Origin of the sequence: Piscinibacter gummiphilus (assembly GCF_032681285.1) — a bacterium.
In the GTDB taxonomy this organism is placed as follows: domain Bacteria; phylum Pseudomonadota; class Gammaproteobacteria; order Burkholderiales; family Burkholderiaceae_C; genus Rhizobacter; species Rhizobacter gummiphilus_A.
In genome coordinates this window covers 5,527,616-5,550,590 of record NZ_CP136336.1, presented here as the reverse complement: position 1 = coordinate 5,550,590, position 22,975 = coordinate 5,527,616, and the positions used below count along the sequence as shown (strand labels likewise).

The 22,975-nt window shown below is 68.2% G+C and carries 25 protein-coding genes and 1 pseudogene; 10 read left to right on the top strand and 16 right to left on the bottom strand.

Annotated elements, in window-relative coordinates; translation table 11 throughout:
* Nucleotides 1-37: 37 nt before the first annotated feature.
* A complete protein-coding gene (locus RXV79_RS26370; protein ID WP_316701158.1) occupies nucleotides 38-529 on the bottom strand; it encodes a hypothetical protein in 492 nt (163 codons plus the stop codon).
* A gap of 102 nt (nucleotides 530-631) precedes the next feature.
* Nucleotides 632-1,327 carry a hypothetical protein gene (locus RXV79_RS26365; RefSeq protein WP_316701157.1) on the bottom strand — a complete coding sequence of 232 codons (696 nt, stop codon included), beginning with the start codon at nucleotides 1,325-1,327 and terminating at the stop codon, nucleotides 632-634.
* Nucleotides 1,328-1,458: 131 nt separating this feature from the next.
* Here RXV79_RS26365 and RXV79_RS26360 point away from each other — a divergent pair, with 131 nt between their 5' ends.
* The gene (locus tag RXV79_RS26360; RefSeq protein WP_316701156.1) at nucleotides 1,459-2,019 is read left to right on the top strand and encodes a GAF domain-containing protein; all 561 of its coding nucleotides are present in this window, start codon (nucleotides 1,459-1,461) and stop codon (nucleotides 2,017-2,019) included.
* A 24-nt stretch (nucleotides 2,020-2,043) separates the two neighbouring features.
* Here RXV79_RS26360 and gshA read toward each other — a convergent pair whose 3' ends face one another.
* The 3 genes from gshA to RXV79_RS26345 all read right to left on the bottom strand — a co-directional run bounded on the left by gshA (nucleotide 2,044) and on the right by RXV79_RS26345 (nucleotide 4,665).
* Nucleotides 2,044-3,570 carry a glutamate--cysteine ligase gene (gshA, locus tag RXV79_RS26355; RefSeq protein WP_316701155.1) on the bottom strand — a complete coding sequence of 509 codons (1,527 nt, stop codon included), beginning with the start codon at nucleotides 3,568-3,570 and terminating at the stop codon, nucleotides 2,044-2,046.
* Between the two features lie 88 nt (nucleotides 3,571-3,658).
* The gene (locus tag RXV79_RS26350) at nucleotides 3,659-3,976 is read right to left on the bottom strand and encodes a DUF2322 family protein (RefSeq protein WP_316701154.1); all 318 of its coding nucleotides are present in this window, start codon (nucleotides 3,974-3,976) and stop codon (nucleotides 3,659-3,661) included.
* Nucleotides 3,977-3,987: 11 nt separating this feature from the next.
* Nucleotides 3,988-4,665 carry a dienelactone hydrolase family protein gene (locus tag RXV79_RS26345; protein WP_316701153.1) on the bottom strand — a complete coding sequence of 226 codons (678 nt, stop codon included), beginning with the start codon at nucleotides 4,663-4,665 and terminating at the stop codon, nucleotides 3,988-3,990.
* Nucleotides 4,666-4,838: 173 nt separating this feature from the next.
* Here RXV79_RS26345 and RXV79_RS26340 point away from each other — a divergent pair, with 173 nt between their 5' ends.
* The 5 genes from RXV79_RS26340 to RXV79_RS26320 are packed head-to-tail and all read left to right on the top strand — an operon-like array spanning nucleotide 4,839 to nucleotide 10,404.
* Entirely contained in the window at nucleotides 4,839-5,705 is an 867-nt protein-coding gene (locus RXV79_RS26340; RefSeq protein WP_316701152.1) for a cysteine hydrolase family protein, read from the top strand.
* 28 nt (nucleotides 5,706-5,733) lie between these two features.
* Nucleotides 5,734-6,927 (top strand): nicotinate phosphoribosyltransferase, encoded by a 1,194-nt coding sequence (gene pncB / locus RXV79_RS26335; RefSeq protein WP_316701151.1) that lies wholly within the window; start codon nucleotides 5,734-5,736, stop codon nucleotides 6,925-6,927.
* Complete coding sequence (locus RXV79_RS26330) at nucleotides 6,927-8,627, top strand: NAD+ synthase (RefSeq protein ID WP_316701149.1); 1,701 nt, start codon at nucleotides 6,927-6,929, stop codon at nucleotides 8,625-8,627. Before pncB ends, RXV79_RS26330 begins: the two co-directional genes overlap by 1 nt.
* An 8-nt stretch (nucleotides 8,628-8,635) precedes the next feature.
* On the top strand, nucleotides 8,636-9,682 hold the full coding sequence (locus RXV79_RS26325) for a bifunctional nicotinamide-nucleotide adenylyltransferase/Nudix hydroxylase (protein WP_316701148.1): 1,047 nt from the start codon (nucleotides 8,636-8,638) through the stop codon (nucleotides 9,680-9,682).
* Nucleotides 9,683-9,690: 8 nt separating this feature from the next.
* Entirely contained in the window at nucleotides 9,691-10,404 is a 714-nt protein-coding gene (locus RXV79_RS26320) for an NUDIX hydrolase (protein ID WP_316701146.1), read from the top strand.
* Here the strand turns inward: RXV79_RS26320 and RXV79_RS26315 are convergent.
* A pseudogene (locus RXV79_RS26315) lies at nucleotides 10,401-10,750 on the bottom strand (hypothetical protein). The gene RXV79_RS26320 and the pseudogene RXV79_RS26315 overlap by 4 nt on opposite strands.
* A 59-nt stretch (nucleotides 10,751-10,809) precedes the next feature.
* Between RXV79_RS26315 and RXV79_RS26310 the strand changes: the two are divergent.
* A complete protein-coding gene (locus RXV79_RS26310) occupies nucleotides 10,810-11,844 on the top strand; it encodes a LacI family DNA-binding transcriptional regulator (RefSeq protein ID WP_316701145.1) in 1,035 nt (344 codons plus the stop codon).
* A 9-nt stretch (nucleotides 11,845-11,853) separates the two neighbouring features.
* Here RXV79_RS26310 and RXV79_RS26305 read toward each other — a convergent pair whose 3' ends face one another.
* From RXV79_RS26305 to RXV79_RS26295, 3 genes are read right to left on the bottom strand one after another with little or no spacing between them, the layout of a single operon-like run.
* Nucleotides 11,854-12,840, bottom strand: coding sequence for a quinone oxidoreductase family protein (locus tag RXV79_RS26305; protein WP_316701144.1), 987 nt, complete (start codon nucleotides 12,838-12,840; stop codon nucleotides 11,854-11,856).
* Between the two features lie 13 nt (nucleotides 12,841-12,853).
* Nucleotides 12,854-13,711 (bottom strand): SDR family NAD(P)-dependent oxidoreductase, encoded by an 858-nt coding sequence (locus RXV79_RS26300; RefSeq protein WP_316701142.1) that lies wholly within the window; start codon nucleotides 13,709-13,711, stop codon nucleotides 12,854-12,856.
* Between the two features lie 13 nt (nucleotides 13,712-13,724).
* Nucleotides 13,725-14,252, bottom strand: coding sequence for a carboxymuconolactone decarboxylase family protein (locus RXV79_RS26295; RefSeq protein WP_316701140.1), 528 nt, complete (start codon nucleotides 14,250-14,252; stop codon nucleotides 13,725-13,727).
* 111 nt (nucleotides 14,253-14,363) lie between these two features.
* On the opposite strand from RXV79_RS26295, the gene RXV79_RS26290 reads away from it, so the two are divergent.
* The gene (locus RXV79_RS26290) at nucleotides 14,364-15,593 is read left to right on the top strand and encodes a class I SAM-dependent methyltransferase (protein ID WP_316701138.1); all 1,230 of its coding nucleotides are present in this window, start codon (nucleotides 14,364-14,366) and stop codon (nucleotides 15,591-15,593) included.
* A gap of 3 nt (nucleotides 15,594-15,596) precedes the next feature.
* Here the strand turns inward: RXV79_RS26290 and RXV79_RS26285 are convergent, their stop codons facing one another.
* From RXV79_RS26285 to RXV79_RS26260, 6 genes are all read right to left on the bottom strand, one after another.
* The gene (locus RXV79_RS26285; protein ID WP_316701135.1) at nucleotides 15,597-16,253 is read right to left on the bottom strand and encodes a cytochrome c3 family protein; all 657 of its coding nucleotides are present in this window, start codon (nucleotides 16,251-16,253) and stop codon (nucleotides 15,597-15,599) included.
* On the bottom strand, nucleotides 16,250-16,672 hold the full coding sequence (locus RXV79_RS26280; protein ID WP_413816714.1) for a nitrate reductase cytochrome c-type subunit: 423 nt from the start codon (nucleotides 16,670-16,672) through the stop codon (nucleotides 16,250-16,252). The genes RXV79_RS26285 and RXV79_RS26280 overlap by 4 nt, the downstream gene beginning before the upstream one ends.
* Nucleotides 16,673-16,733: 61 nt before the next feature.
* Nucleotides 16,734-19,226, bottom strand: a complete 2,493-nt coding sequence (gene napA, locus RXV79_RS26275; RefSeq protein ID WP_316701133.1) for a periplasmic nitrate reductase subunit alpha — start codon at nucleotides 19,224-19,226, stop codon at nucleotides 16,734-16,736.
* The gene (locus RXV79_RS26270; protein ID WP_316701132.1) at nucleotides 19,207-19,530 is read right to left on the bottom strand and encodes a chaperone NapD; all 324 of its coding nucleotides are present in this window, start codon (nucleotides 19,528-19,530) and stop codon (nucleotides 19,207-19,209) included. The genes napA and RXV79_RS26270 overlap by 20 nt, the downstream gene beginning before the upstream one ends.
* 14 nt (nucleotides 19,531-19,544) lie before the next feature.
* The gene (napE, locus tag RXV79_RS26265; protein ID WP_316701131.1) at nucleotides 19,545-19,706 is read right to left on the bottom strand and encodes a periplasmic nitrate reductase, NapE protein; all 162 of its coding nucleotides are present in this window, start codon (nucleotides 19,704-19,706) and stop codon (nucleotides 19,545-19,547) included.
* Between the two features lie 112 nt (nucleotides 19,707-19,818).
* Nucleotides 19,819-20,121, bottom strand: coding sequence for a DUF6506 family protein (locus RXV79_RS26260; RefSeq protein WP_316701130.1), 303 nt, complete (start codon nucleotides 20,119-20,121; stop codon nucleotides 19,819-19,821).
* 86 nt (nucleotides 20,122-20,207) lie between these two features.
* Here RXV79_RS26260 and RXV79_RS26255 point away from each other — a divergent pair, with 86 nt between their 5' ends.
* On the top strand, nucleotides 20,208-21,080 hold the full coding sequence (locus RXV79_RS26255) for a LysR family transcriptional regulator (protein ID WP_316701129.1): 873 nt from the start codon (nucleotides 20,208-20,210) through the stop codon (nucleotides 21,078-21,080).
* 57 nt (nucleotides 21,081-21,137) lie between these two features.
* The gene (locus tag RXV79_RS26250) at nucleotides 21,138-22,076 is read left to right on the top strand and encodes an NAD(P)H-dependent flavin oxidoreductase (protein WP_316701128.1); all 939 of its coding nucleotides are present in this window, start codon (nucleotides 21,138-21,140) and stop codon (nucleotides 22,074-22,076) included.
* On the opposite strand, the gene RXV79_RS26245 is transcribed toward RXV79_RS26250, so the two are convergent.
* Nucleotides 22,030-22,947, bottom strand: a complete 918-nt coding sequence (locus RXV79_RS26245; RefSeq protein ID WP_316701127.1) for a YihY/virulence factor BrkB family protein — start codon at nucleotides 22,945-22,947, stop codon at nucleotides 22,030-22,032. The two genes, RXV79_RS26250 and RXV79_RS26245, sit on opposite strands and share 47 nt — an antisense overlap.
* Nucleotides 22,948-22,975 lie beyond the last annotated feature (28 nt).

Sequence of the window (22,975 nt, the reverse complement as noted above, 5' to 3'; positions counted from 1 at the left end):
CTACGCCATCGCGTGTGAATGCGCCAGCGGCGCGCCCTCACCGGCGATGGGGCGCGTGGTCCTTCTCTTCGCCGGAGCGGGTCTGCGCGTCGAGCCCGCGGTCGGGCGACTCGAAGGTTTGCTGTTCGTCGCCACTCGGCTCGATCAGCTCTTCGATGATGAAGTTGCCATAACGCTGCGCCCGCTCGGCGTGGAAGCGGCGGGCGATGTCGCCGACCCGTGTCCATTCCGCCTCTTCCTTCGCCTTCACGACCAGGAAGCTGTAGCCCTGGTCGGCCAGCTCGCCATGGGCGCGGGCGAGGTTGATCTCCTGGCCCAGGTTGGCGAGGGGGCTCGCCTTGGCCAGGTCGCGATCGACCTGCTCGCGCATCTGGTCGGAGGTGTAGCGGGTGAGGTGCTCGTCGGCGAAGCCGGCTTGCCGCAGCGCGTCGGCCGCTGCCTCCATGTCCTGCTGGGTGGGGAACGAGACGATCACGTGGCCGACGGGCGCGAAGACGCCCAGGGTCTCGGGGTGGGACTTGCTGTCCATGACATGCTCCTTGCCGGCCCGGCGGGCCGTTTCCGATGCATGGTCCCCACGTGGGCGCGGCGCGTCACCCGGACGGCGGCGCAAGGGACTGTCGGCGATTGCCTACTTGGACAGCCCTGCCGACGCCAGCCCCGCCTGCCAGAGCGGCCACGCGGCCTCGAACGGCGTGGCGGACGACGCGAAGCGCAGCGGGTCGCGCACGAGCGTGACCCAGGCGAGCGTGTCGTGGTGGTTGCCTGGCGGGGCGCCGTCGTCGCGAAAGGCGACGAGCCATGCGTGCACGGCGGCGTAGTGCTGCGGGTGCTGGCGCTGCGTCCAGGCCAGGCCCACGAGGTCGGCATAGCCTTCCTCGCGGCGCGTCTGCTGCATCGACTGCCATTGCGCCTGCAGGGCAACGTCTTCGATTTCGCGCGTGGCGCTGAAGCCGGCGGGCACGGTGTGCCAGGCGCCGCGCACATAACGCCAGCAGTGGCCGAGTTCGTGCGCGGCCATGGCCTCGACCACCGGCACCAGCAAGGGGGCGGGAATCTCGCTCAGCGTGCGCTCGGCCTCGGGGTTGCCGCGCATCGTGAGCACGAGCTTGCAGCGCTCGTTGACATACGCCATCGCAAGCGGCGCTTCACCCGCTGCGGGCTGCGGCTGCACCACGATGTCGAGCGGCAGACCTTGCTCGCGCGCGTAGACGACGACCGGCCAGGCCAGCTGCAGCCAGCGGCGTTCAAGGGCGGTGAGACCCCCGTCGGCACGGGCCGGGAGCGAGGCCAGCAGGGCGCAGGCGAGCAGGGCGGACTTCCACATGCCGCCATTGGAGCGGGCTGCACGCGCGGTCAAGCTTCGAAGAGTGCGGACTAAGCACGACTTTTCAGGGGCTCGACGGCTTGATCTGTTCTACGCACCGGCTACCCTTTGAACCGACTTGCCGACTGGCCATGAAAAGATTCCAAGCCTTGCTGGACCAGCTCACGCTGGGCCTCGACAACCGCACCTACAACCTCGAACAGTCCTCGGAGCTGGTGTGTCGCCACGTGCAGGCGGAGCTGGGGTGTTCGCAAGTGAGCATCTGGCTGCTGGACGAGCGGCCGGAGGGCCCGGTGATGCGCCACCAGATCGGCTACGACGGGCCGGCGGCGCGGGTGCTGATCGCCACCGACTCGATCTGCCATGCCGACATCCTGCCCTACGTGCAGGAGCTCACGCAGCAGGGTGTGTTCGCGAGCGACGACGCCTGGGCCGACGAGCGCCTGGGCGCCCTGCGCGACAGTTTCCTGAAGCCGCTGGACCTGCGCTCGGTGCTCTACGCCACCATCGGCGCCAACGGGGCCACTACTGCCATCCTGGCCTGCGCCGAACGGGGGCGCACGCGTCATTGGACGGCGGGGGAGATCCGCACCCTCAAGGCCTATGCCGACGCGATCTCGCTGCGCCGCGCGCGGCGCCACCGGCGCGAGGCCGAGGCGAAGTCGCTGGCGCAGCGGCTGCTGCAGACCTAGGCCGCGGGTTCGGCGAGCGCCGGCTTACAGCCCGAGCCGTTGCGGCGAGAGGTACTGCTGGCGGTAGACCTCGAAGGGCAGGGTGTCGCTGGCCTCGACGCGCTTCTGTTCTTCCACCGATGCCTGCGCCATCTGCGCGTAGTGCATCGCCTGCTCGGCGCTGAAGGGCAGCGCGAGCAGGCTGGCCTGCGTCTGGCGGCTTTGTGCCAGCGTGAACTGCGCGAAGCTGTGCTGGAAGTCGAGCGCCATCGCGTTGAGCACCCGCGCCGAGGGCGTGAGGCTGGCGTCGGCCAGCAGCTCGCGCGCGGCCACGAGCGCGGCCTGGTGCAGCTCGCCGCCATGGGCGGCATCGAGCGCGGCGGCGATGGGCCGGCATTCGTCGACGATCTGCAAGCCCCACTCGACGAGTGTCACTTCTTGCTTGCCACGCTCGAGCTTCAGGCCGGGCTCACGCCCGCAGGCGGCGGTGCGGTGCTGGTTGCGCCCGAGGGCGGCGATCTCGTCGGGTGTGTCGGGCGGGCTCGCACTCAGCAGGCAGTGCAGCAGGAAGACGTCGAGGAAGCGAACCGTCTCGGCGGTGATGCCGATGGGGACGAAGGGGTTCAGGTCCATCAGGCGCACTTCGACGTATTCGACGCCGCGCTCGCGCAGCGCGTGCAGCGGGCGCTCGCCGGGGAAGATCACGCGCTTGGGGCGGATGGTGCCGTAGAACTCGTTCTCGATCTGCAGCAGGCTGGTGGCCAGCTGGTTGTACTCGCCGCCCGGGTTGTGGATGCCGACGGCCGCATAGGCCGGGTAGGGGCGGGTGAGGGCGTCCTGCAACGACGCGCCATAGCTGGCGAGCCCGTTGTAGCTGACGGCGAGGCTTGCCTGCGCATCGCTCTGGTAGCCGAGCCGGCCCATGCGCAGCGAGGTGCCGTGCGGCATGTAGAGCGTGCGTTCGGACAGCTGCTGCAGCTCGTGCGGCCGGCCTTCGACGAAGCTCGCGCCGACGGCAGGCGAGGCGCCGAAGAGGTAGAGCAGCAAGAAGGAATGGCGGCGGAAGTTGCGGATCAGCGAGAAGTAGCCTTCGTCCGACACACCCGGCAGCGACCAGTTGTAGTGGATGCCCGAGATCGTCTGCATGCGCCGGCCGTAGCGGTGGCCGAGGCCCATGCGGTAGACGCTCTTGGCACGCCCCACGTTGGAGTTGCCGTAGCGGCCGAGCGGGATGGTCTCGTCGGTCGGCAGCTCGCAGGGCATGCTCGACACCCACAGCAGTTCGTCGCCCGCGGCCTGCATCACGCGGTAGACCGCCTGGTGGATCTGCGTGAGCTCGCCCAGGCAGCCTTCGATGCTGGCGTGCGCGCCGGTCACGAGCTCGAGCTGCGACTCGCTGAAATCGGTGGTGATGTGCGGATGGGTGAGGGCCGAGCCGAGCGCAGCCGGGTGCGGCGTGAGGGCGAGCGCCGCATCGGGGCGGGCCCGCAGGCTTTCTTTTTCGATGCCGCGCCGGATGCCGGTGAGCACGCTCTTCGGCAGTGCACGCAGGCGGTCTTGCAGGTCGCTCATGCGCGTCTCCTCAATCCTCTCGGGGAGCGGAAGGTATCAGAGCTTGGGCTTGGGCGCCGGCCAGCGGGTTGATCGAAGCTGTGTTAAGTCAACTCGCCGGCAAGAGCTTGACCGTGAGGCGCCCGCCACGCTCCACGAGCTGCAGCAGGCGGTCGATGTTGGGGTGCTTGCCGGGGTGGGCGCGCGCGTCGGCGGTGTGCTCGGCGTAGAGCGTGAGGCCTTCGTGCGCGGCCTCGACGGTGATGGCCCCGAAGCGCTGCGCCAGCGCGTGGTAGACCGCCACCGAGCCGGCGGAGCCGGGCTTGTTGTCGAGCGTGGCCACGGTGGCGCCGTGTTCGTCGAGCAGTTGCAGGCCGGCCAGGTGGTTCACCGGCGGCAGGGTCTTGAGGTTGTCCGCGAACGCCATGGTTGCAAGCCTCAGGTCACCGACTGGAAGAGCGCCAGCGTGCGCTCGAACGCGAGGCGGGCGCTCTCGGGCTCGTAGTCCTTGCGGCGGTCGGACTGGAAGCCGTGGCCGGCGTCGTAGAGGTAGACCGGCACCTCGGGGTGCGCATCGATCACCTTCTGCACACCGTCGAGCGGGATGCCCGCGTCGTGCTTGCCGAAGTGCAGGATGGTCGGGCACTTGGGCGTTTCATTGGCGAACTGCGGCACCAGGCTGCCGTAGTAGCCCGAGGCGGCGGCGAGGCCGGTGCAACGGCAGGCCGCGGCCCATGCCACCGAGCCGCCGTAGCAGTAGCCGGTGATGAAGACCTTGCCGCGCTTGCCGAGCGCGTCGATGCAGGTCTGCGCGTCGTCGACCGACAGCCTGAACGGGTGCAGCTCGCGCGCGACCTTGACGGCCTTGGCGCGGTCTTCGTCGGAGTAGCTGGCCTGGAAGCCCGGGGCCTCGCGGTCGTAGATGGCGGGCGCGAGCACCTCGAAGCCCTGGTCGGCGAAACGGTCGGCCTGCTCCTTGATGTGCTCGGTGACGCCGAAGATCTCCTGAATCAACACCAGCCCGCCGCGGCGCTGGCCCTTGGGCTCGACGTGGTAGACACCGATGGTGGCGCCGTCGCTCATGGTCATCTGGATCATGCTGCCGCGTGTGCTCATGGGCTGTCTCCGGGGGTTGGATGGGGCGGGCCAGCAATATACGGCCTCGTCCATGACATTGCTGGGCGGCGGCCCAAGCCCGGTCTGCCTGCGGAAACGCATGAAACAAAGACAACAAGTTGCACAGACCAACTTATTGCGCTATGCTGGCCTCACTTCATCAGGAGAAGACCATGACCCGCCGCCTCCAGCTCCTCGTCATCGATCCGCAAAACGACTTCTGCGACCTGCCCGAGGCCTACCGCCCGGCCGATGCGCTGACCGGCCAGCGCGTGGCGCCCACCCTGCCGGTGGCCGGCGCGCACGCCGACATGCAGCGCCTGGCGGCGTTCATCCGCGACACGAGTGCCGTGTGGAGCGACATCGCCATCACCCTCGACTCGCACAACCGCCTGCACATCGCCCACCCCACCTTCTGGCAGAAGGGCGATGGTGGCGCGGTCGCGCCGTTCACCGCCATCAAGGCCGCGCAGGTGCGCGCCGGTGAGTTCGTGCCGCGCGACCCCGCGATGCTGCCGCGCGCCCTGGCCTACCTCGACGCGCTCGACGCCCGAGGCCGCTACACGCTGATGGTGTGGCCGGTGCACTGCGAGGTGGGCAGCTGGGGCCACAACGTGCACCCCGACGTGCGCAACGCCTACAACGTGTGGGAGACCCAGCAGCTCAAGGTGGTGCGCAAGGTGATGAAGGGTGGCAACACGTTCACCGAGCACTACAGCGCGCTGCAGGCCGAAGTGCCCGACGAAGCCGACCCCGAGACGCTGCTCAACCGCACGCTGCTCGCCGCGCTCGACACGGCGGGCCTGCTGGTGATCGCCGGCGAGGCCAGCAGCCACTGCGTGAAGGCGACGACCGAAGACATCGTCGAGAACCTGCCCGGCGGCCGGCCGGAACGCATCGTGCTCCTCACCGACTGCATGAGCCCGGTGGGCGGATTCCAGGCGCAGCACGAGGCCTTCCTCGCCGACATGAGCGGGCGGGGCGTCCAATTGGCCACCACCGCCGACCTGCTGCCCGAACTGCTGGCCGGCTCACGCTGAAGAAGCGGACTGAAATAGAGAGCTCACCATGACCCCCGTCATCCAGCACCTGCTCGAGACCGACCTCTACAAGTTCACCATGTGGCAAACCTTGCTGCATGGCCACCCGCAGGCCCAGGCCGAGTACCGCTTCGTCTGCCGCAACCAGCCCGCCTACCCGCTGGCCGAGCTGTTGCCCGAGGTGAATGCGCAGCTCGACCACCTGTGCAGCCTGTCGTTCCGCGAGGAAGAGCTGGCCTACCTCGGCGGCCTGCGCTTCATCAAGAGCGACTTCGTCGACTTCCTGCGCATCTTCCGCTTCCAGCGCCGTTTCATCGAGGCGCGCGCCACGGGCCCGGTGCTGGAGATCGTGGCCAAGGGGCCGCAGGTGCATGTGATGGGTTTCGAGATCTACGTGCTCGCGATCGTCAACGAGCTGTACTTCCGCCGTTTCGAGCAGGCCACTGCACTGGCCGAGGGCCGCCGCCGCTTGCAGGCCAAGCTCGCGCAATTGCGTGCCTTCGAGTCCGAGCCGGTTCGCGCCAACCCCTTCGAGTTCTTCGACTTCGGCGTGCGCCGGCGCTTCAGCGGGGCGTGGCAGGAAGAGGTGGTGGCCACCTTGAAGGAGAACGTGCCGCAGTTCTTCAAGGGCAGCTCCAACGTGCACCTCGCCCGCACGCTGGGCCTCGTGCCCATCGGCACCATGGCGCACGAGTACCTGCAGGCCTACCAGGCCTTCGGCGTGCGCCTGCGCGATTTCCAGAAGGCTGCGCTCGAAGACTGGGTGCAGGAATACCGCGGCGACCTCGGCGTGGCGCTCACCGACGTGGTCGGCATGGACGCCTTCCTCGCCGACTTCGACCTCTACTTCGCCAAGCTCTTCGACGGCCTGCGCCACGACTCGGGCGACCCGGTGGTGTGGGGCGAAAAAGCCTTGGCCCACTACGCGAAGTTGCGCATCGACGCACGCACCAAGCGCCTCGTCTTCAGCGACGGGCTGGACCTGCCCACCGCCTTCCAGCTCTACCGCCATTTCGCCGACCGCACGCAGACCGGCTTCGGCATCGGCACCTCGCTCAGCAACGACGTGGGCCTCGTGCCGCTCAACATCGTGATGAAGCTGACCCACTGCAACGGCCAGCCGGTGGCGAAACTCTCCGACTCGCCGGGCAAGACCTTGTGCGAGGACCACACCTTCCTGGCCTACCTGCGCCAGGTGTTCAACGTGAAGGAGGTGACCTGATGCTGAACATCGCCGTCGCCCAGCTCAACTACTTCGTCGGCGACATCGAAGGCAATGCGCAGAAGATGATCGCGGCCGCGCAGCAGGCCGCGCTCGACGGCGCCGAGCTGATCGTGTTCTCCGAACTCTCGCTCACCGGCTACTACCCCGGCGACCTGCTCGACGAGCTGCATTTCATGGACCGAGTGGCCGCCGGCATCGACGAGTTGCGCAGCGCCTCGCGCCAGCTGCGTAACCTGCACTGGGTGCTGGGGGCGCCGGTGCCGCGTGTCGGGCCGGGCAAGCGCCTGCACAACATGCTGCTCGTGATCCATGCGGGCGAGGTGGTGCTGCAGTACGCCAAGCAACTGCTGCCCACCTACAACATCTTCGACGAGCACCGCCACTTCGAGCCGGGGCCCGACGTGGCACGCGTGCTGCGCATCGGTCACACGCAGGTCGGCGTGATGATCTGCGAGGACGGCTGGAACGACGAAGGCCTCGACTACACGGTCAACCCCTTCCAGCGCATGCGCGATGCGGCGCCCGACCTCGTGGTGAGCATCAACGCGAGCCCCTCCAACATCGGCAAGCGCGAGCAGCGGCACCAGGTGTTCGGCGATGCGAGCCGCCGCCACGGCCTGCCCATCCTCTACGTCAATCAGGTGGGCGGGCAGGACCAGGTCGTGTTCGACGGTGCGTCGTTTGCGGTGGAGCCCGAGCGCGGCGTGGTCTACGAGGCGCAGCGCTTCGTGGAAGACGTGCGCGTGCTGCGCTTCGACAACGGCCACTTCCTCACCCGTGCCGGTGAGGCGCTGCCGCCGGTCGACCCCAAGGGCCTGCCGACCATGGCTTTCTACCGCGCGCAGATCGTGCTGGGCCTGCGCGACTACGCCCGCCGCTGCGGCTTCGGCCAGGTGGTGGTGGGCTCCTCCGGCGGCATCGACAGTGCGCTCACGCTGGCGCTCGCCGCCGAGGCGCTGGGGCCCGACAACGTGGTCGGCGTGACCATGCCCTCGAAGTTCTCGTCGTCGGGATCGGTCGACGATTCGGTGCTGCTCAGCCGCAACCTCGGCATCGCGCTGCACACCCACCCCATCAAGGCGCTGGTGGACGGCTACGCGGCGCAGTTCGACGCGAGCTTCGGCGCACCGCTGCAAGGCCTGCCGCTGGAGAACCTGCAGGCGCGCATCCGCGGCACCATCCTCATGGAGTACAGCAACCACTTCGGCCACCTGCTGCTCACCACGGGCAACAAGTCGGAGATCTCGGTGGGCTACTGCACGCTGTACGGCGACACCAACGGCGGCCTCGGCCTCTTGGGTGATCTCTACAAGACGGAGGTGTTCGCGCTCTCGCGGCATGTGAACGAAGCCGCCGGCCGCGAACTCATTCCCCACGCCATCATCGACAAGCCGCCCTCGGCCGAACTCGCCCCCGGTCAGAAAGACACCGACAGCCTGCCGCCCTACGAGGTGCTCGACGAAGTGCTCAAGGTGCTGATCGAAGGCCCGCGGCTGGCGGCCTGGGAGTTCGCGCAAGCGACCGCCTTCGTCGACAAGCTGACCGCCACGCCCGACGGCGCGGCCCTGCTGCAGAAGGTGCGCATGATGATCGCGCGCAACGAGTACAAGCGGCGCCAGTCGCCGCCCATCATCCGCGTGCGTGCACGCGCCTTCGGCACCGGGCGGCAGATGCCGATTGCCGCCAAACACGTGTGAGCCCCACGATGACCACTCCCACTCCCGATGTCGCGGTCTACGTCGGCCGCTTCCAGCCCTTTCACCTGGGGCACCTCGCATTGCTGAAACACGCGCTCGAGATCGCGCCCACCGTGGTGCTCGTAATCGGCTCGGCCTGGCAGGCGCGCACGCCCAAGAACCCGCTCACCTGGCAGGAGCGCGCCGAGGTCGTGCGCCTGGCGCTCAACGCCGAGGAGCGCGAGCGTGTGAAGTTCTTGCCCATGCGCGACCACTACGACGAAGCGCGCTGGGTGCAGGCCGTGCAACGCGGCGTGGCCGACCTGTGCGGCGATGGTGCGAGCGTGGCGCTCGTCGGCCACTACAAGGATGCGACGAGCGAGTACCTGCGCAGCTTCCAGGGCTGGACCGTGATCTCGGTCGAGCGCGTGCCGGGTGCCGATGGCACGGGCCTGCGCGATGCGCTCTATGCGGAAGGTGCCCACAACATCGAGGCGACGCTCGCCGCGCTCGTCGGCCAGGCGCCGCCGAGCACGCTCGACTTCCTGCGCGCCTGGGTGCGCCTGCCGCACTTCGACGCGCTGCGCGAGGAATGGCGCCTGCTGCGCGAGGAGAAGGCCAAGTGGGCCGGCTCGCCGTACGCGCCCGTCTTCGTGACGGTCGACGCGGTGGTGCGCTGCGCCAACCACGTGTTGCTGATCCAGCGTGGCAAGGCGCCCGGCAAGGGCCTGTACGCCGTGCCCGGCGGCTTCATCGAACAGCGCGAGACCGTCTACCAGTCCTGCCTGCGCGAGCTGAAGGAAGAGACGCACCTGACCCTGCTCGACCTCACGATGCGCTCAAGCCTCGTCGACGTGGCCGTCTTCGACCACCCCGACCGAAGCCAGCGCGGGCGCGTGATCACCCACGCGCACTACTTCGACCTCGGCGAGCGCGAGCTGCCGGAGGTGCAGGCCGACGACGATGCGCAGTCGGTCGAGTGGGTGCCGATCGCGCGACTGGCGACGATGGAGGATCGGTTTCACGACGATCACTTCCACATGCTGGATCACTTCCTGGACTTGACGGAGACATGAGCCGGCGCATGAGCGCGGGCGCGGACTTCCCGCGCCCCTACACCACCGTCGACGTGGCGATCTTCAGCGTGCGCGACGACGCCTTGCAGGTGCTGCTGGTGCAGCGTCCGTCGGACGCCGGCGAACCCTTTCCGGGCCAGTGGGCCTTGCCCGGGGGGTATGTCGACGTCACGCGCGACGACTCGTTGCTCGACTGCGCACGCCGCAAGCTGCGTGAGAAGACCGCCGTCGCGAGCCCGTACCTGGAGCAACTCGGCAGCTGGGGCAACGCCACCCGCGACCCGCGCGGCTGGTCGGCCACGCATGTGTACTTCGCCTTGTTGCCGAGCGACGACCTGGCGCTGGCCAAGGGCGCGAATGCCGCCGACGTGGCATGGTTCGAGGTCGAGGCGGTGCTGAAGAAGCGCCCGCGGCTGGCCTTCGACCACCACGAGCTCTTGCAGGCCGCTGTCGAGCGCTTGCGCAGCAAGGTCGAATACACCTCGCTGCCCGCCTTCCTGCTGCCCGAGCCGTTCACCCTGCCGCAGTTGCAGCACATGTACGAGATCGTGCTCGGCCGCGCCGTGGACAAGAGCGGCTTCCGCACCCGCATGCTGGCGGCGGACTTCCTCGAGGAAGTAGGTGTCGTCGAGAGCGACTCCAACCGGCCGCCCATGGGCTACCGGCTGAAGGATCGCGAGAAGGCCGTGTTCTTCCCGCGCACCTTCAGCCCACGCGGCTAGGCCTGCCACACCCCCCAACCCTTCTCGCGCAAGCCGATCGCGAGTTCCACCTCCATCTCCTTCGCCCCGTCATACGCATCGGGTTGTAGACCTCGTACACCTCGGGCAAGAGGCGCAGCCCGTGCTCCTGCACGTAGCGGTTGGCCTGGATGCCGGCCTTGTGCTTGTCGAAGCGCAGGTCGGGGTCGAGCCCGGTCATGCCGACGTAGACGAAGGGCTTGCCGAGCTGGTAGTCGGGGTTGGCGGCGCGGAAACGCGCGTGGTTCCAGACGCGGTCGTCGAGCTCCACCACGTAGACGTGGTACTGGTGCGAGCGTGGCGTGGAGGTGCGGGGTTTGCGCGGCATGGGCGTCCCTACAATTCTCGCGCCTCACTCCACGGGCCTCTCTTGCGAGGTTCACACCGATGCCACGCGCCTCCAAACCCAAGAACCTCAGCATCCGCGACGTGGCCGAACTGGCGGGCGTGTCGCTCGGCAGTGCCTCGCGGGTCATCAACAAGGTGGCCAACGTGAGCGAGGGCACGCGCGAGAAGGTGGAGCGTGCCATCAAGCAGCTCGGCTACCGCCCCAACCACGCGGCACAGTCGCTGCGCCTGCGCAGCTCGCGCACCGTGGGCTGCCTGCTGACCGACGTGGCGAACCCGCTCTACGCCAAGCTCTACCGTGGGCTCGAGGAGCGCCTGCGCCCGCACGGGTACATGATGCTGCTGGCCAACAGCCTGAACCAGGCCGAGCGCGAGATCGAGATCCTCTCCACCTTCGTGAGCCGTGGCATGGACGGCCTGCTGATCGCCCCGGGCAACGAGCGCGACCGCGAGGTGCTCGCCGCGGTGCGCTCGTTGCCGGTGCCCACCGTGATCCTCGACCGCGACATGGACTCGCCCACCGACAGCGTGCTGTTCGAGCACGTGCCGGGCGTGAAGAACCTGGTGCAGTACCTCGCGGGCCTCGGCCACAAGCGCATCGCGATGGTGTTGTCGCAGTCGCCCAACCGGCCGATCCGCCGCCGCACCGAGGGCTACCGCATGGGCTACAAGCTGGCCAAGCTCGAGGTCAACGAAGAGTTCATCGTGCACCTGCCCTCGGCCACGAGCTCGGCCTTCGAGGCGGTGAGCACGCTGCTGCGCCGCACCGACCGGCCGACCGCGCTCCTGGTGATGGGCACGACGATCCTCAACGACACGCTGAACGCCATTGGCGCACAACGCCTGCGCATCCCGGACGACGTGTCGGTGGTCTCCTTCGGTGACCCCGATTTCGCGGCCGGCCATGTGCCGGCGATCTCGTCGTTGCGCATCGACCTGGAGAAGGCGGCCGACGAAGCCACCGCGCTGCTGCTCGCGCGCATGCGCGGCGAAGAAGGGCCGCCGAAGAGCGTGACGCTCGTGAGCGACTTCATCCCCCGCGGCTCGTGCGGGCCGGCGCCGAAGAAGACCTGAGGCGCCCGCTCAGCCGAGCGTGAGCACGATCTTGCCGAAGTGCGCGTTGCGCGCCATGTGGGCGAGCGCCTGTGCGGCGTCGTCGAAGGGGAAGGTGGTGTCGATGGGCAAGGCCAGTTGCCCCGCGGTGAGCGCGGTGCCGAGGTCGGCGCGCATGCGGCGGTTGAGCTCCCGCACCTCCTCCACGCTGCGGGTGCGGAAGGTGACGCCGATGTAGTGGATGCGCTTGAGCGCGTGCAGGTCGAAGTCGAACTCCGCGCGCGTGCCGGCCAGCCGGCCCACGTTGACGATGCGGCCGAGCACGCGGGTGGCCTTGAGGTTCTGGTTGGCCTGCGCGCCCGAGAGCTGGTCGACGACGAGGTGCACGCCCTGGCCGTCGGTCGCGTCGAGCACCTGCTTCGGCCAGTCGGCCTGCGTGGTGTCGATGGCGAGTTGGGCGCCGAAGTCTTTCAATCGCTCGCGGCGGGCCGGGGTGGTGGAGCTGCCGGCGACGAAGCCCGCGCCCATCAGCTTCGCGATCTGCAGGCCCATCAGGCCGACACCGGACGAGGCGCCCTGGATCAGCACCGCTTCGCCTTTCTGCAGGCGGCCATTGGTGACGACGGCGTCGTGCATGGTCTGCAGTGCAACGGGCAGGGTGGCCGCCTGCTCGAAGCTCATCGTGGCCGAGGGGATCGGGATCACCCGCCCGAAGTCGGACACCGCGTATTCGGCGAACGCCCCGCGGCCTGAGCCCATCACCCGGTCGCCGGGCTTGAACTCGCGCACGTTCGCGCCGCAGCGCACGACCTCTCCCGCCCATTCCATGCCGAGCCGTGTGCCGGGCCCACCTTGTGGCCCGTGCGCGTGGCCGGCGGCCATGCCGATGTCGGCGCGGTTGAGGCCGCAGGCGCGCACCTTCACCAGCACCTCGTCGGGCCCCGGCTCGGGGACGTCGACGCTTTGGATCTGCAGGCCTTGTGCGCCTGCCTGGACGGCGGCTTTCATCGTGCTCATGGGGTTCTCCTGTTCAACCCGGCGAGCGTATGACACCGATGCTCAGTCCGCCATCCGCCAGCAGCGCATGGCCGTTGACGTAGGTGGATTCGTGCGAGATGAGGAAGAGCGTGGCATACGCCACCTCCCAGCCGGTGCCCTGGCGGCCGAAGGGCACGGCCAGCGCTCGGTTGGGGCGGCGGCGGCTCGCGTCGCGGCCCATCGGCGTGTCCATGAGGCCGGGCAGCACGGCATTGCAGCGGATGCCCTTCGGTTCGCCTGCGACGGCGATGGCCCGTGCGAGCGACACCTGCGCCGCCTTGGCCGACTCATACGTCGGATTGCGGCTCGCATTGCGCAGGCTCGCGAGCGACGACATCAGCACGATGCTGCCGCCCGGTGACATCAGCGGCAGCGCGGCCTGGCTGAAGAACATGTGGCTCTTGACGTTGACGCCGTACTCCTTGTCCCAGGTCTCGGGCGTGATGCGGTCGAGCGGCAGGCCGTGCGAGATGCCGACGTTGAGCACCAGGCCGTCGAGGCCGCCCATCTTCTCGGCGACGCGCGCGACCAGCGGGGCGATCTGTTGGACATCGAGCACGTCGGCCATCTCGGCGAAGGCCTTGCCGCCTTCAGACGTGATCTGGTCGACGGTCGCCTGCGCAGCCTCGGCGTTGACGTCGACACAGGCCACCTGCGCGCCTTCACGCGCGAAGAGCACCGAGATCGCACGGCCGTTGCCGATGGGCGGGTCTTCCTCGGGGATCACCCGCTGGCCGGCGCCGACGACCAGCACACGGCGGCCGTGCAGGCGCCCCCGTCCGGGCGCATGGCCCAGCGTTTCGGGGTGCATCGCGCGGCTCGGGTCGAGGTCGGTGGGGGCGAGGTTCATGGCGTGCGGCCTCTCACGTGACGGTGCCGGGGGCTTCGATGTCGACCTCGAAGTTCTCGAGGAAGCGGCTCACCAGCATGTAGAAGCCGATGGTCAGCACCAGCTCGGCGGTCTGGCGGTGCCCGAAACGTTCGGCGACCTGGTTGAACAAGACATCGGGCGCCTTCACCTCGCGGAACACCACGTCGGTGAACTCCAGCACGAGCTTCTCGTCCGGCGTGAGCACCGAGGTGTCGGCGCCGACTTCGAGCGCGGCGATGGTGGTGTCGCTCATGCCCACGCTCTTCGCCACGCGCTTGTGCTGGTGCACCTCGTAGCTCGCGCGGCTCAGGATGCCCACGCGCAGGATGGCGATCTCGCGCAGTTGCGAGTCGAGCTCGTTGTGGCGCAGCAGCGCGCTGCCGAGCGCAAGGAACCCCGACGAGGCCGCCTCGCCGGCGTGCGGCAGCATGCGATACAGGTTGAGCGGGTTGCGAGACTTCAGCAGCGCCTGGTACTGCTCGCTGGCCTGGCTCATGTCGAAATAGGGAATGCGGGCCACGCAGGCTCCTTTGTGGTGTGGGTTCTGGCCGCGATGCTACCGCAGGAGTGAAACGTTTCATTGCGGGCAAGCCCGAGCGGGGGCTGTCCGCTGCGGGACACAATCGGCGCCATGAGCGCACCCCACCCATCGTCATCGACCGCCACGCTGCACGAGCAGGCGGACTTCCAGCGCTTTGCGGCCCGCCTGGGCGAGGTGCTGGCGCGTGACGACTTCGCAAAGCTGGTGCTGGCCAAGCCGCTGGCCGCGGCGGGCGACCTGCAGCGGGTGACAGCGCGGCGTGTGATGCTGCGCGGCGAGCCGGTGCTCTCGCTCGTCTACACACACGCCACGCGCGACATCACCAAGAACCACCCGCTCGACGAAGGCCGGGCGCTGCTGCTGGGCTTGGTCGGCACGCAGTTCGGCAACGCGCATCTCTTCCATGGGGATGAGGAAGTGCAGCTCGCGGTGAGCAAGAAGGGGCGGGCCACGATGGCGACCCACCGTGCCACGGCGCCGCAGGCGGCGGCCTCGGGCCACGACCGCGAGAAGCAGCGCTGGGTCGACGTGAACCGGCCCTTCCTGGTCGAACTCGGCGTCACCACGCGCGACCACCAGGTGGTGCCGGCGATGGCGCGCAAGTGGAAGCAGATCAACAAGTTCGTCGAGGTGTTTGCGCACGCGCTGGAGCGCTCGCGGCTGGCCGACGCGAAGCATCTGCATGTGATCGACTTCGGCTCCGGCAAGGGCTACCTCACCTTCGCGCTGCACGACTGGCTGCGAAACACCAAGCATGTCGACGCGCAGGTGACGGGCGTGGAGCTGCGGCCTGACATGGTGAAGCTCTGCAATGACGCCATCGAAAAACTCAAGCTCGACGGCCTGCGCATCGAAGAAGGCGACGTGCGCCATTACCAGCCCGACAAGCTCAACGTGATGATCGCGCTGCACGCCTGCGACACCGCGACCGACCACGCGATCCACCTCGGCCTGCGTGCGGGCGCCGACATCATTCTCTGTTCACCCTGCTGCCACAAGGAGCTGCGCCCGCAGCTCCTGAGCCCGCACCCGCTCGCGCCCATCCTGCAGCACGGCGTGCACCTGGGCCAGGAGGCCGAGATGCTGACCGACGGCCTGCGCGCGATGCTGCTCGACGCCTGTGGCTACGACACGCAGGTGTTCGAGTTCGTGTCGCTGGAGCACACGCAGAAGAACAAGATGATCCTCGCGGTGAAGCGGGCGCAGCCGAAGTCGAACGCCGAAGTGCTGCAGCAGGTGCGCGAAGTGAAGGACTTCTACCGCGTGCAGCAGCAGTGCCTCGAGACGCTGCTCAAGGCCGACGGGCTGCTGCCCGCCTGAGCCTCACTTCGCCGCCACGCCCGAGGCGGCGGCCGCGCTCTGCGGCGTGGGCACCACCTGCCCCGGCGTGTCGCTCGGGCCCTGGCCGGGCGGGATGTGCGGCAGCCGATGCGCGATGCCCTTGTGGCAGTCGATGCAGGTCTTTTCCTTGTTGGCAAGGTAGGTGCTGTGCATCGCCTGCGCACGCTGGCTCTGGCGGGTGAAGTCCATCGAGTCGTACTGGTGGCAGTTGCGGCACTCCAGCGAGTCGTTGGCCTTCAGGCGCGCCCACTCGTGCTGCGCGAGTTCGAGCCGCTTGGCCTGGAATTTCTCGGGCGTGTCGATGGTGCCGAAGACCTTGCCCCACACCTCCTTCGAGGCCTGCATCTTGCGGGCCATCTTGTCGGTCCAGTTGTGCGGCACGTGGCAGTCGCTGCACACGGCGCGCACGCCGGAGCGGTTGGTGTAGTGGATGGTGGTCTTGAGTTCGGCGAACACGTTGTCGCGCATCTCGTGGCAGCCGGTGCAGAAGGCTTCGGTGTTGGTGGCTTCCATCGCGGTGTTGAAGCCGCCCCAGAAGACGATGCCGCCGATGAAGCCGACGATGGTCAGGAAGCCCAGGCTGTAGTGAACGCTCGGGCGCGAGATGACGTGCCAGTAACGCTTGAGCAGGTTGATCACGGTGTGGTCCTCTGGGGCGTCAAACCTTGGAAACGGTTGCCGGTGATGGGGGCCACCGGCTCCTGCGACACATGGCACTGCTGGCAGAAGTAGCGGCGGGTGGAGATGCGGTCGAGCACGCGGCCGTTGCGGTCGATGTAGTGCGTCTTGCTCACCGGGACGGCGCCGCTGAATTCGGCCTTGTCACGCGCGTGGCAGTCCATGCACTTGTTGAAGTTCTTGTCGATCTGGTAGCCATCGACCCGGTGCGGCACCACGGGCGGCTGCATGTCGTAGTTGCGCGGCAGGCGGCGGTCGTCGTTGACGCTGTTGGTCAGGCGTGGTGGCTTGGTGGTGCCGTCGATGGGCGTGGGGCCGCGGGCGGCGTCGGTCAGGCCGAGTGGCGCGCTGGCCGGAGCCGAGGCCGCGGTCTGCGCCATCGGCACCGCCGGCAGCGAGAGCACCGTGGCCAGCAGGAGGGAAAGCAGGCGTCTCATGGCATCACACCTTCGCAATCTTGATGGCGCACTTCTTGAAGTCCGTCTGCAACGAGATCGGGTCGGTGGCGTCGAGCGTCAGCTTGTTGATGAGCTGGCTGGCGTCGAACCAGGGCACGAACACCATGCCGCGCGGCGGCTTGTTGCGACCGCGGGTCTCGACGCGCGAGTTCATCTGCCCGCGCCGCGAGCTCAGCTTGATCTCGTCGCCGCGGCGCACGCCCAGGGCACGCGCGTCTTCCGGGTGCATGTAGCAGACGGCATTGGGCACGGCCTTGTGCAGCTCGGGCACCCGGCGCGTCATCGAGCCGGAGTGCCAGTGCTCGAGCACACGGCCGGTCGACAGCCAGAACGGGTACTCCTTGTCGGGCGCCTCGGCGGGCGGCTCGTAGGGCAGGGCGAAGATGACCGCCTTGTTGTCCTTGTGACCGTAGAACTGGTAGCCGGTGCCGGCCTTCACATACGGGTCGCTGCCTTCCTTGTAGCGCCAGCGGGTCTCCTTGCCGTTGACGACGGGCCAGCGCAGGCCGCGCACCTGGTGGTAGGTGTCGAACGGCGCCAGGTCGTGGCCGTGGCCGCGGCCGAAGGTCGCGTATTCCTCGAACAGGCCCTTCTGCACGTAGAAGCCGAAGGCCTTCGATTCGTCGTTCGCGTAGCCGGCCTCGATCTGCGAGGTGGGGAAGGCGTCGACCTGGCCGTTGCGGAACAGCACTTCGAAGAGCGTCTTGCCCTTCACCGACGGCTGCTTGGCGATCAGCTCGGCCTGCCACACCTCTTCGATCTTGAAGCGCTTGCTGAACTCCATCAGCTGCCACAGGTCGCTCTTCGCTTCACCGGGTGCGTTCACCAGCTGGTGCCAGAAGTGCGTGCGGCGCTCGGCGTTGCCATACGCGCCTTCCTTCTCGACCCACATCGCGGTCGGCAGGATCAGGTCGGCCGCGACGGCGGTCACCGTCGGGTAGGCATCGGAGACGACGATGAAGTTGTTGGGGTTGCGGTAGCCGGGGAAGCCTTCCTGCGACAGGTTGGCGCCCGCCTGCATGTTGTTGTTGACCATCACCCAGTACGCGTTGAGCTTGCCGTCTTTCAGCATGCGGTTCTGCAGCACGGCGTGGAAGCCCGGCGTGGTCGGGATGGTGCCCTGCGGCACCTTCCAGATTTCTTCGGTGTGCTTGCGGTGCTCGGGGTTGGCCACCACCATGTCGGCCGGGAGTCGGTGCGAGAAGGTGCCCACCTCGCGCGCGGTGCCGCAGGCGCTCGGCTGGCCGGTCAGCGAGAAGGGGCTGTTGCCAGGCGTCGAGATCTTGCCGGTCAGGAGGTGGATGTTGTAGACCATGTTGTTGCACCAGACCCCGCGGGTGTGCTGGTTGAAGCCCATGGTCCAGAACGACATCACCTTGACCTTCGGGTCGGCGTACAGCTCGGCCAGCGCGAGCAGCCGGTTGGCCGGCACGCCCGAGAGCTTCGCGGTGTAGTCGAGTGTGTAGGTCGAGACGAACTTGGCGAACTCGTCGAAGCTGCTCGCCTTGGCGCCGCCCGGCTCCTTGGCGTTCTTGGCGGCCACCTGCAGCGGGTGCTCGGGGCGCAGCCCGTAGCCGATGTCGGGGTTGCCCACCTTGAAGGTGGTGTGCTTGTCGACGAACTCGCGGTTCACACGCCCGGTCGAGATGATGTGGTGGGCGATGAAGTTGAGGATGGCCAGGTCCGTCTGCGGCGTGAAGATCATGTTGATGTCGGCCAGGTCGCACGAGCGGTGCTCGAAGGTCGACAGCACCGCCACCTTCACGTGCGCGGCCGACAGGCGCCGGTCGGTCACGCGGGTCCACAGCACCGGGTGCATCTCGGCCATGTTGGAGCCCCAGAGCACGAAGGCGTCGGCCGCTTCGATGTCGTCGTAGCAGCCCATCGGCTCGTCCATGCCGAAGGTGCGCATCATCCCGGCCACGGCCGAGGCCATGCAGTGGCGTGCGTTCGGGTCGATGTTGTTGGTGCGGAAGCCCGCCTTCATCAGCTTGAGCGCCGCATAGCCTTCCCACACCGTCCACTGGCCGGAGCCGAACATGCCGACCGAGGTCGGGCCCTTCTCCTTGAGCGCCTTCTTCCACTGCGTGGCCATGGTGTCGAAGGCCATGTCCCAGCTCACCTGCTGGAACTCGCCGTTCTTGTCGTACTGGCCGTTCTTCATGCGCAGGAGCGGCTTGGTCAGCCGGTCTTCGCCGTACATGATCTTGCTGAGGAAGTAGCCCTTGACGCAGTTGAGGCCCTTGTTGACCTCGGCCTGCACGTCGCCGTGGGTGGCGACCACGCGGTTGTCTTTCACGCCCACCGTCACGCCGCAGCCGGTGCCGCAGAAGCGGCAGGGGGCCTTGGACCATTTCACGCTCGGGTCGTTGGGGGCGGCGGGTTGCTGGGCGTTGCCGGGCAGCGGCACGCCGGCCACCATCGCGGCGGTGGCCGCGGCGGTGTTGCGGATGAAATCACGACGGACGATGGCCATCGGGCACCCCTTCTCTTTCGTTGTTCGGTTCAATCAACTGGTTCATGGCCTCGAGGCTGTCGATGGCCTGGTAGACGACGGTCGCGCTCAGCACGCCGGGCAGGCGCTGGATGCGGCCGATCTGGCCGAGCATCTCGTCGGCGGTGTCGGTCTCGAGGGTGACGACGAGCTTGCCGCCTTCGGTCACGGCGTGCACCTGCGCGCCGGGCAGGGCGTCGAGGGCCGCGGCGATGCCGGGGGCGCGTTTCGCGGTGGCATGCACCACCAGGCTCGTGATGTGGAGTTCGGGGTCGGCGGCGACCATGCGGGGCTCCACCCTCAGCCGCCCGGCGGGCCGGCAAACATCTGGTAGACCCAGACCAGGAAGCCGTAGCCCGCGACGATGCCCACCGCCAGGACCGGGGCCATCACCACCGACAGGAAGATCAGGCTTCGCCGCTCCTGCTTGCGGGTCAGGGCCTCTGAAGTTGTATCGCTCACGCAGCTTCTCCTTTTGGGGCACTGTCGCGTGAACTGTGGTGCGCACGCTTGCGCACCGTCAACAAAACGCGCGTTCGCACCAGGGTTGTGCGTGCGGACGCGGGTTTTCTTGCTAATTCTTGAAAAGCATGTGCATCGCGTCGAGGCTTTCCGGCCCGTACGACACCGACCCGACCGGCACCCGGTGGCCCACCGCCTCGAGCACCTGCGCCGTCCACTTCGGGCCGAAACCGCCGCACAGCTCGATGAGCTGCACCCCGTCGGCCACCATCGCCTGGGCGACCGCCAGGGCCTGCGACGGTGAGGACACGCCCACCGACAGCATCTCGAACGCGGGGGACTGCATCACCTGGCGGTGGCGGGTGGGGTCGAGCTGTGCGCCGGTGACGATGAAGCCGAACTTGCTGAGCGCCATGTGAAATCCTTCCCAAGCTTGTGAAGGCACCATTCTTGGGAACGCTGATACTCGCGTCCAAGACCGTTGGGGACTGAGTTCAGACCATGGGCGTCTCATCCGTGTTGGACCTGCAGCAGCTTCGCTACTTCGTTGCGGTGGCCGAAACGGAGAACGTCGGCCAGGCGGCCGAGCTGCTGCACATCTCGCAGTCGCCGCTGTCGCGCCAGCTGCAGCAGCTGGAGTCGCGGCTCGGGCTCACGCTCTTCACCCGCGAGAAGAAGCGCTTGAGGCTCACCCCGGCCGGCCGCGAGTTCCTCGCCGAGGCGCGGGCCCTGCTGGCGCACGCCCAGCGCGTGCAGCAGCGCGCCGCCGACGCCGGCCGCGGCAAGCTGGGCACGCTGGTGGTGGGTTACGTGGCCGGTGCGGTGCATGCCGGCGTGATCGGCAAGGCCTTGCAGGCGCTGCAGCAGCAGGTGCCGGGGGCGCGGCTGCAGTTGCGCAGCCTCGCCTCGGCCGATCAATTTGCGGCACTGCAGCGTGGCGAGCTGGACCTCGGCTACACCTACGCCGCGCCGCCGCTCGAGTCGGGCCTGGCGAGCTGCCTGCTGCTGGAAGAGCCGTTTCGCCTGGCGGTGCCGACAGGCCACACGCTCGCCACGGCCGAGGCGCTCGACCTCCGCGGCGAGCCGCTGGTGGCGCCGCTCTCGTGGCCGGCGCGCGAGGAGCTGCTCGCCGCTTGCGCCCACCTCGGCTGGACGCCCGACGTGCGCTACGAAGCCGCCGACCCCGCCGCCGCGCTGGGCCTGGTGGCGGCCGGCCTCGGGCTCGCCTTCGTGCAAAAGAGCCTGGTGCCGCCCGCGGGCGCGCCGGTGGTGCTGCGCGAGCTGCCGCAGGCCTTTGCCTTGCGATTGCAGATCCATTGCGTGCACCAGGGTTCTCCCTCGCCCTTGGCGCACCGGCTGATGATGGTCTCCTGAGCGGCCGGGTAACGCAGGCGACAGGTGAGGGCGAGGTGCCTCGCCAGAATCGCCGGCATGACAAACCGAGTCCTCGCGCACACCGGCGCCACCTACCCGATCCTGCAGGCCCCGATGGGCTGGATCGCCCGCACCCCGCTCGCCTCGGCCGTCTCGCGCGCGGGCGGCCTGGGCATCATTGAGACGTCGTCAGGCGAAACCGAGAACTGCCAGGCCGAGATCACGAAGATGCGCGCCACCGGGCTGCCGTTCGGCGTGAACCTGCCGATCCGCTTCCTGAAAGACGACGCGATGCTGAAGTTCGTCTGCGCGAGCGGCGTCAAGTTCGTGACGACCTCGGCCGGCAGCCCGGCCAAGTTCATCGCGCCGCTGAAGGATGCCGGCATCACCGTCTACCACGCGGTGCCCACGGTCGACGCGGCGATGAAATGCGTGGACGCCGGCATCGACGGCCTGGTGGTCGAAGGCGCCGAGGGCGGCGGCTTCAAGAACCCGGAGGAGGTGTCGACCCTCGTGCTGCTGCAGGCCATCCGTGCGCGCACCGACGTGCCGCTGATTGCCGCCGGCGGCATCTGCGACGGGCGTGGCATGGCGGCGGCGTTTGCACTCGGCGCCGAGGCGGTGCAGATGGGCACCCGCTTCGTGAGCTGTGCCGAGAGCCCGGTGCATGCCAACTACAAGCAGGCCATCGTCGACGCGAAGGACACCGGCACGCTGGTGCTCAACAAGAAGTCGACGCCGTGCATCCGCGCGCTGAAGTCGCAGCGCACGCTCGCGATCTACGAAGAAGGTGTGATGGCGCCGGATGCACTCAAAGGCATCCGCGGCGTCTATTTCGAGGGCGACATGGAGGCCGCGCCCGCGTTGGCCGGCCAGAGCGCCGCGTTGATCGACCGCGTGAAGACCGCGCAGGAGATCATCGACGAGACGGTGGCGCAGTTCTTCGAGATCACGTCGCGGCTGGGCGGGCTTGCCGCGGCTCGTTCGTTCGGCTGATCTCAGGCTCGGGCGTCGGCTCGCCGCGGCGCGAGCCGTGGCTGTGTGCATAGACCCAGGTGAATTCGGCACCGAGCAGGAAGATCTGCGCCGAGTAGTACACCCACACCAGCACCACCGCCAGCGAGCCGGCCGCGCCGAAGCCGGAGGTGATGCCGCTCTTGCCGATGTAGAGCCCGATCAGGAGCTTGCCGATGGAAAAGAGCAGCGAGGTGACGGCTGCGCCGATCCACACATCGCGCCACTCCACTTTCACGCGCGGCATGATCTTGTAGATCATCGCGAAGATGAGCGTGACGAGGCCGAAGCTCACCAGCAGGTTGACGAGCTGCAGCGTCACCTCCCACGCACCGAAGAGCGGCGCCCACCAGTTGCCGAGCGCCGACAGCGCCGCACTCACCACCAGCGAGACCATGAGCACGAAGCCGATGCCCATGATCATGCCGAACGAGAGCACGCGCGCACGCAGGAGCGACCACAGCCCGCTGCTGCGTTGGCGCACCGGCGCACGCCAGATGCGGTCGAGCGCGTCCTGCAGCTCGGCGAACACGGTAGTGGCGCCCACCAGTAGCACCACCACGCCGACCAGCGTGGCGAAGACACCTTCCTTCGGCTTCGACACGCTCTCGAGCAGCCCCTGGATGGCGGCCGCACCCTCTTCGCCGAGCATGCCCCGCAGCTGCGCAAAGATTTCGCCGCGCGCAGCCTCGGCGCCAAACACCAGGCCCGCGACCGACACCACGATCAAGAGCAGCGGCGCCGCCGAGAAGGTGGTGTAGTAAGCGAGGGCCGCGCCCATGCTGGGCGCGTAGTCGTCTTGCCAGGAGACCGCGGCCTTCTTGGCCAGTTGCCACATCGCGGCGAGCTTCATGGTGAGACGCGCTCCGCGATGCCGGTCA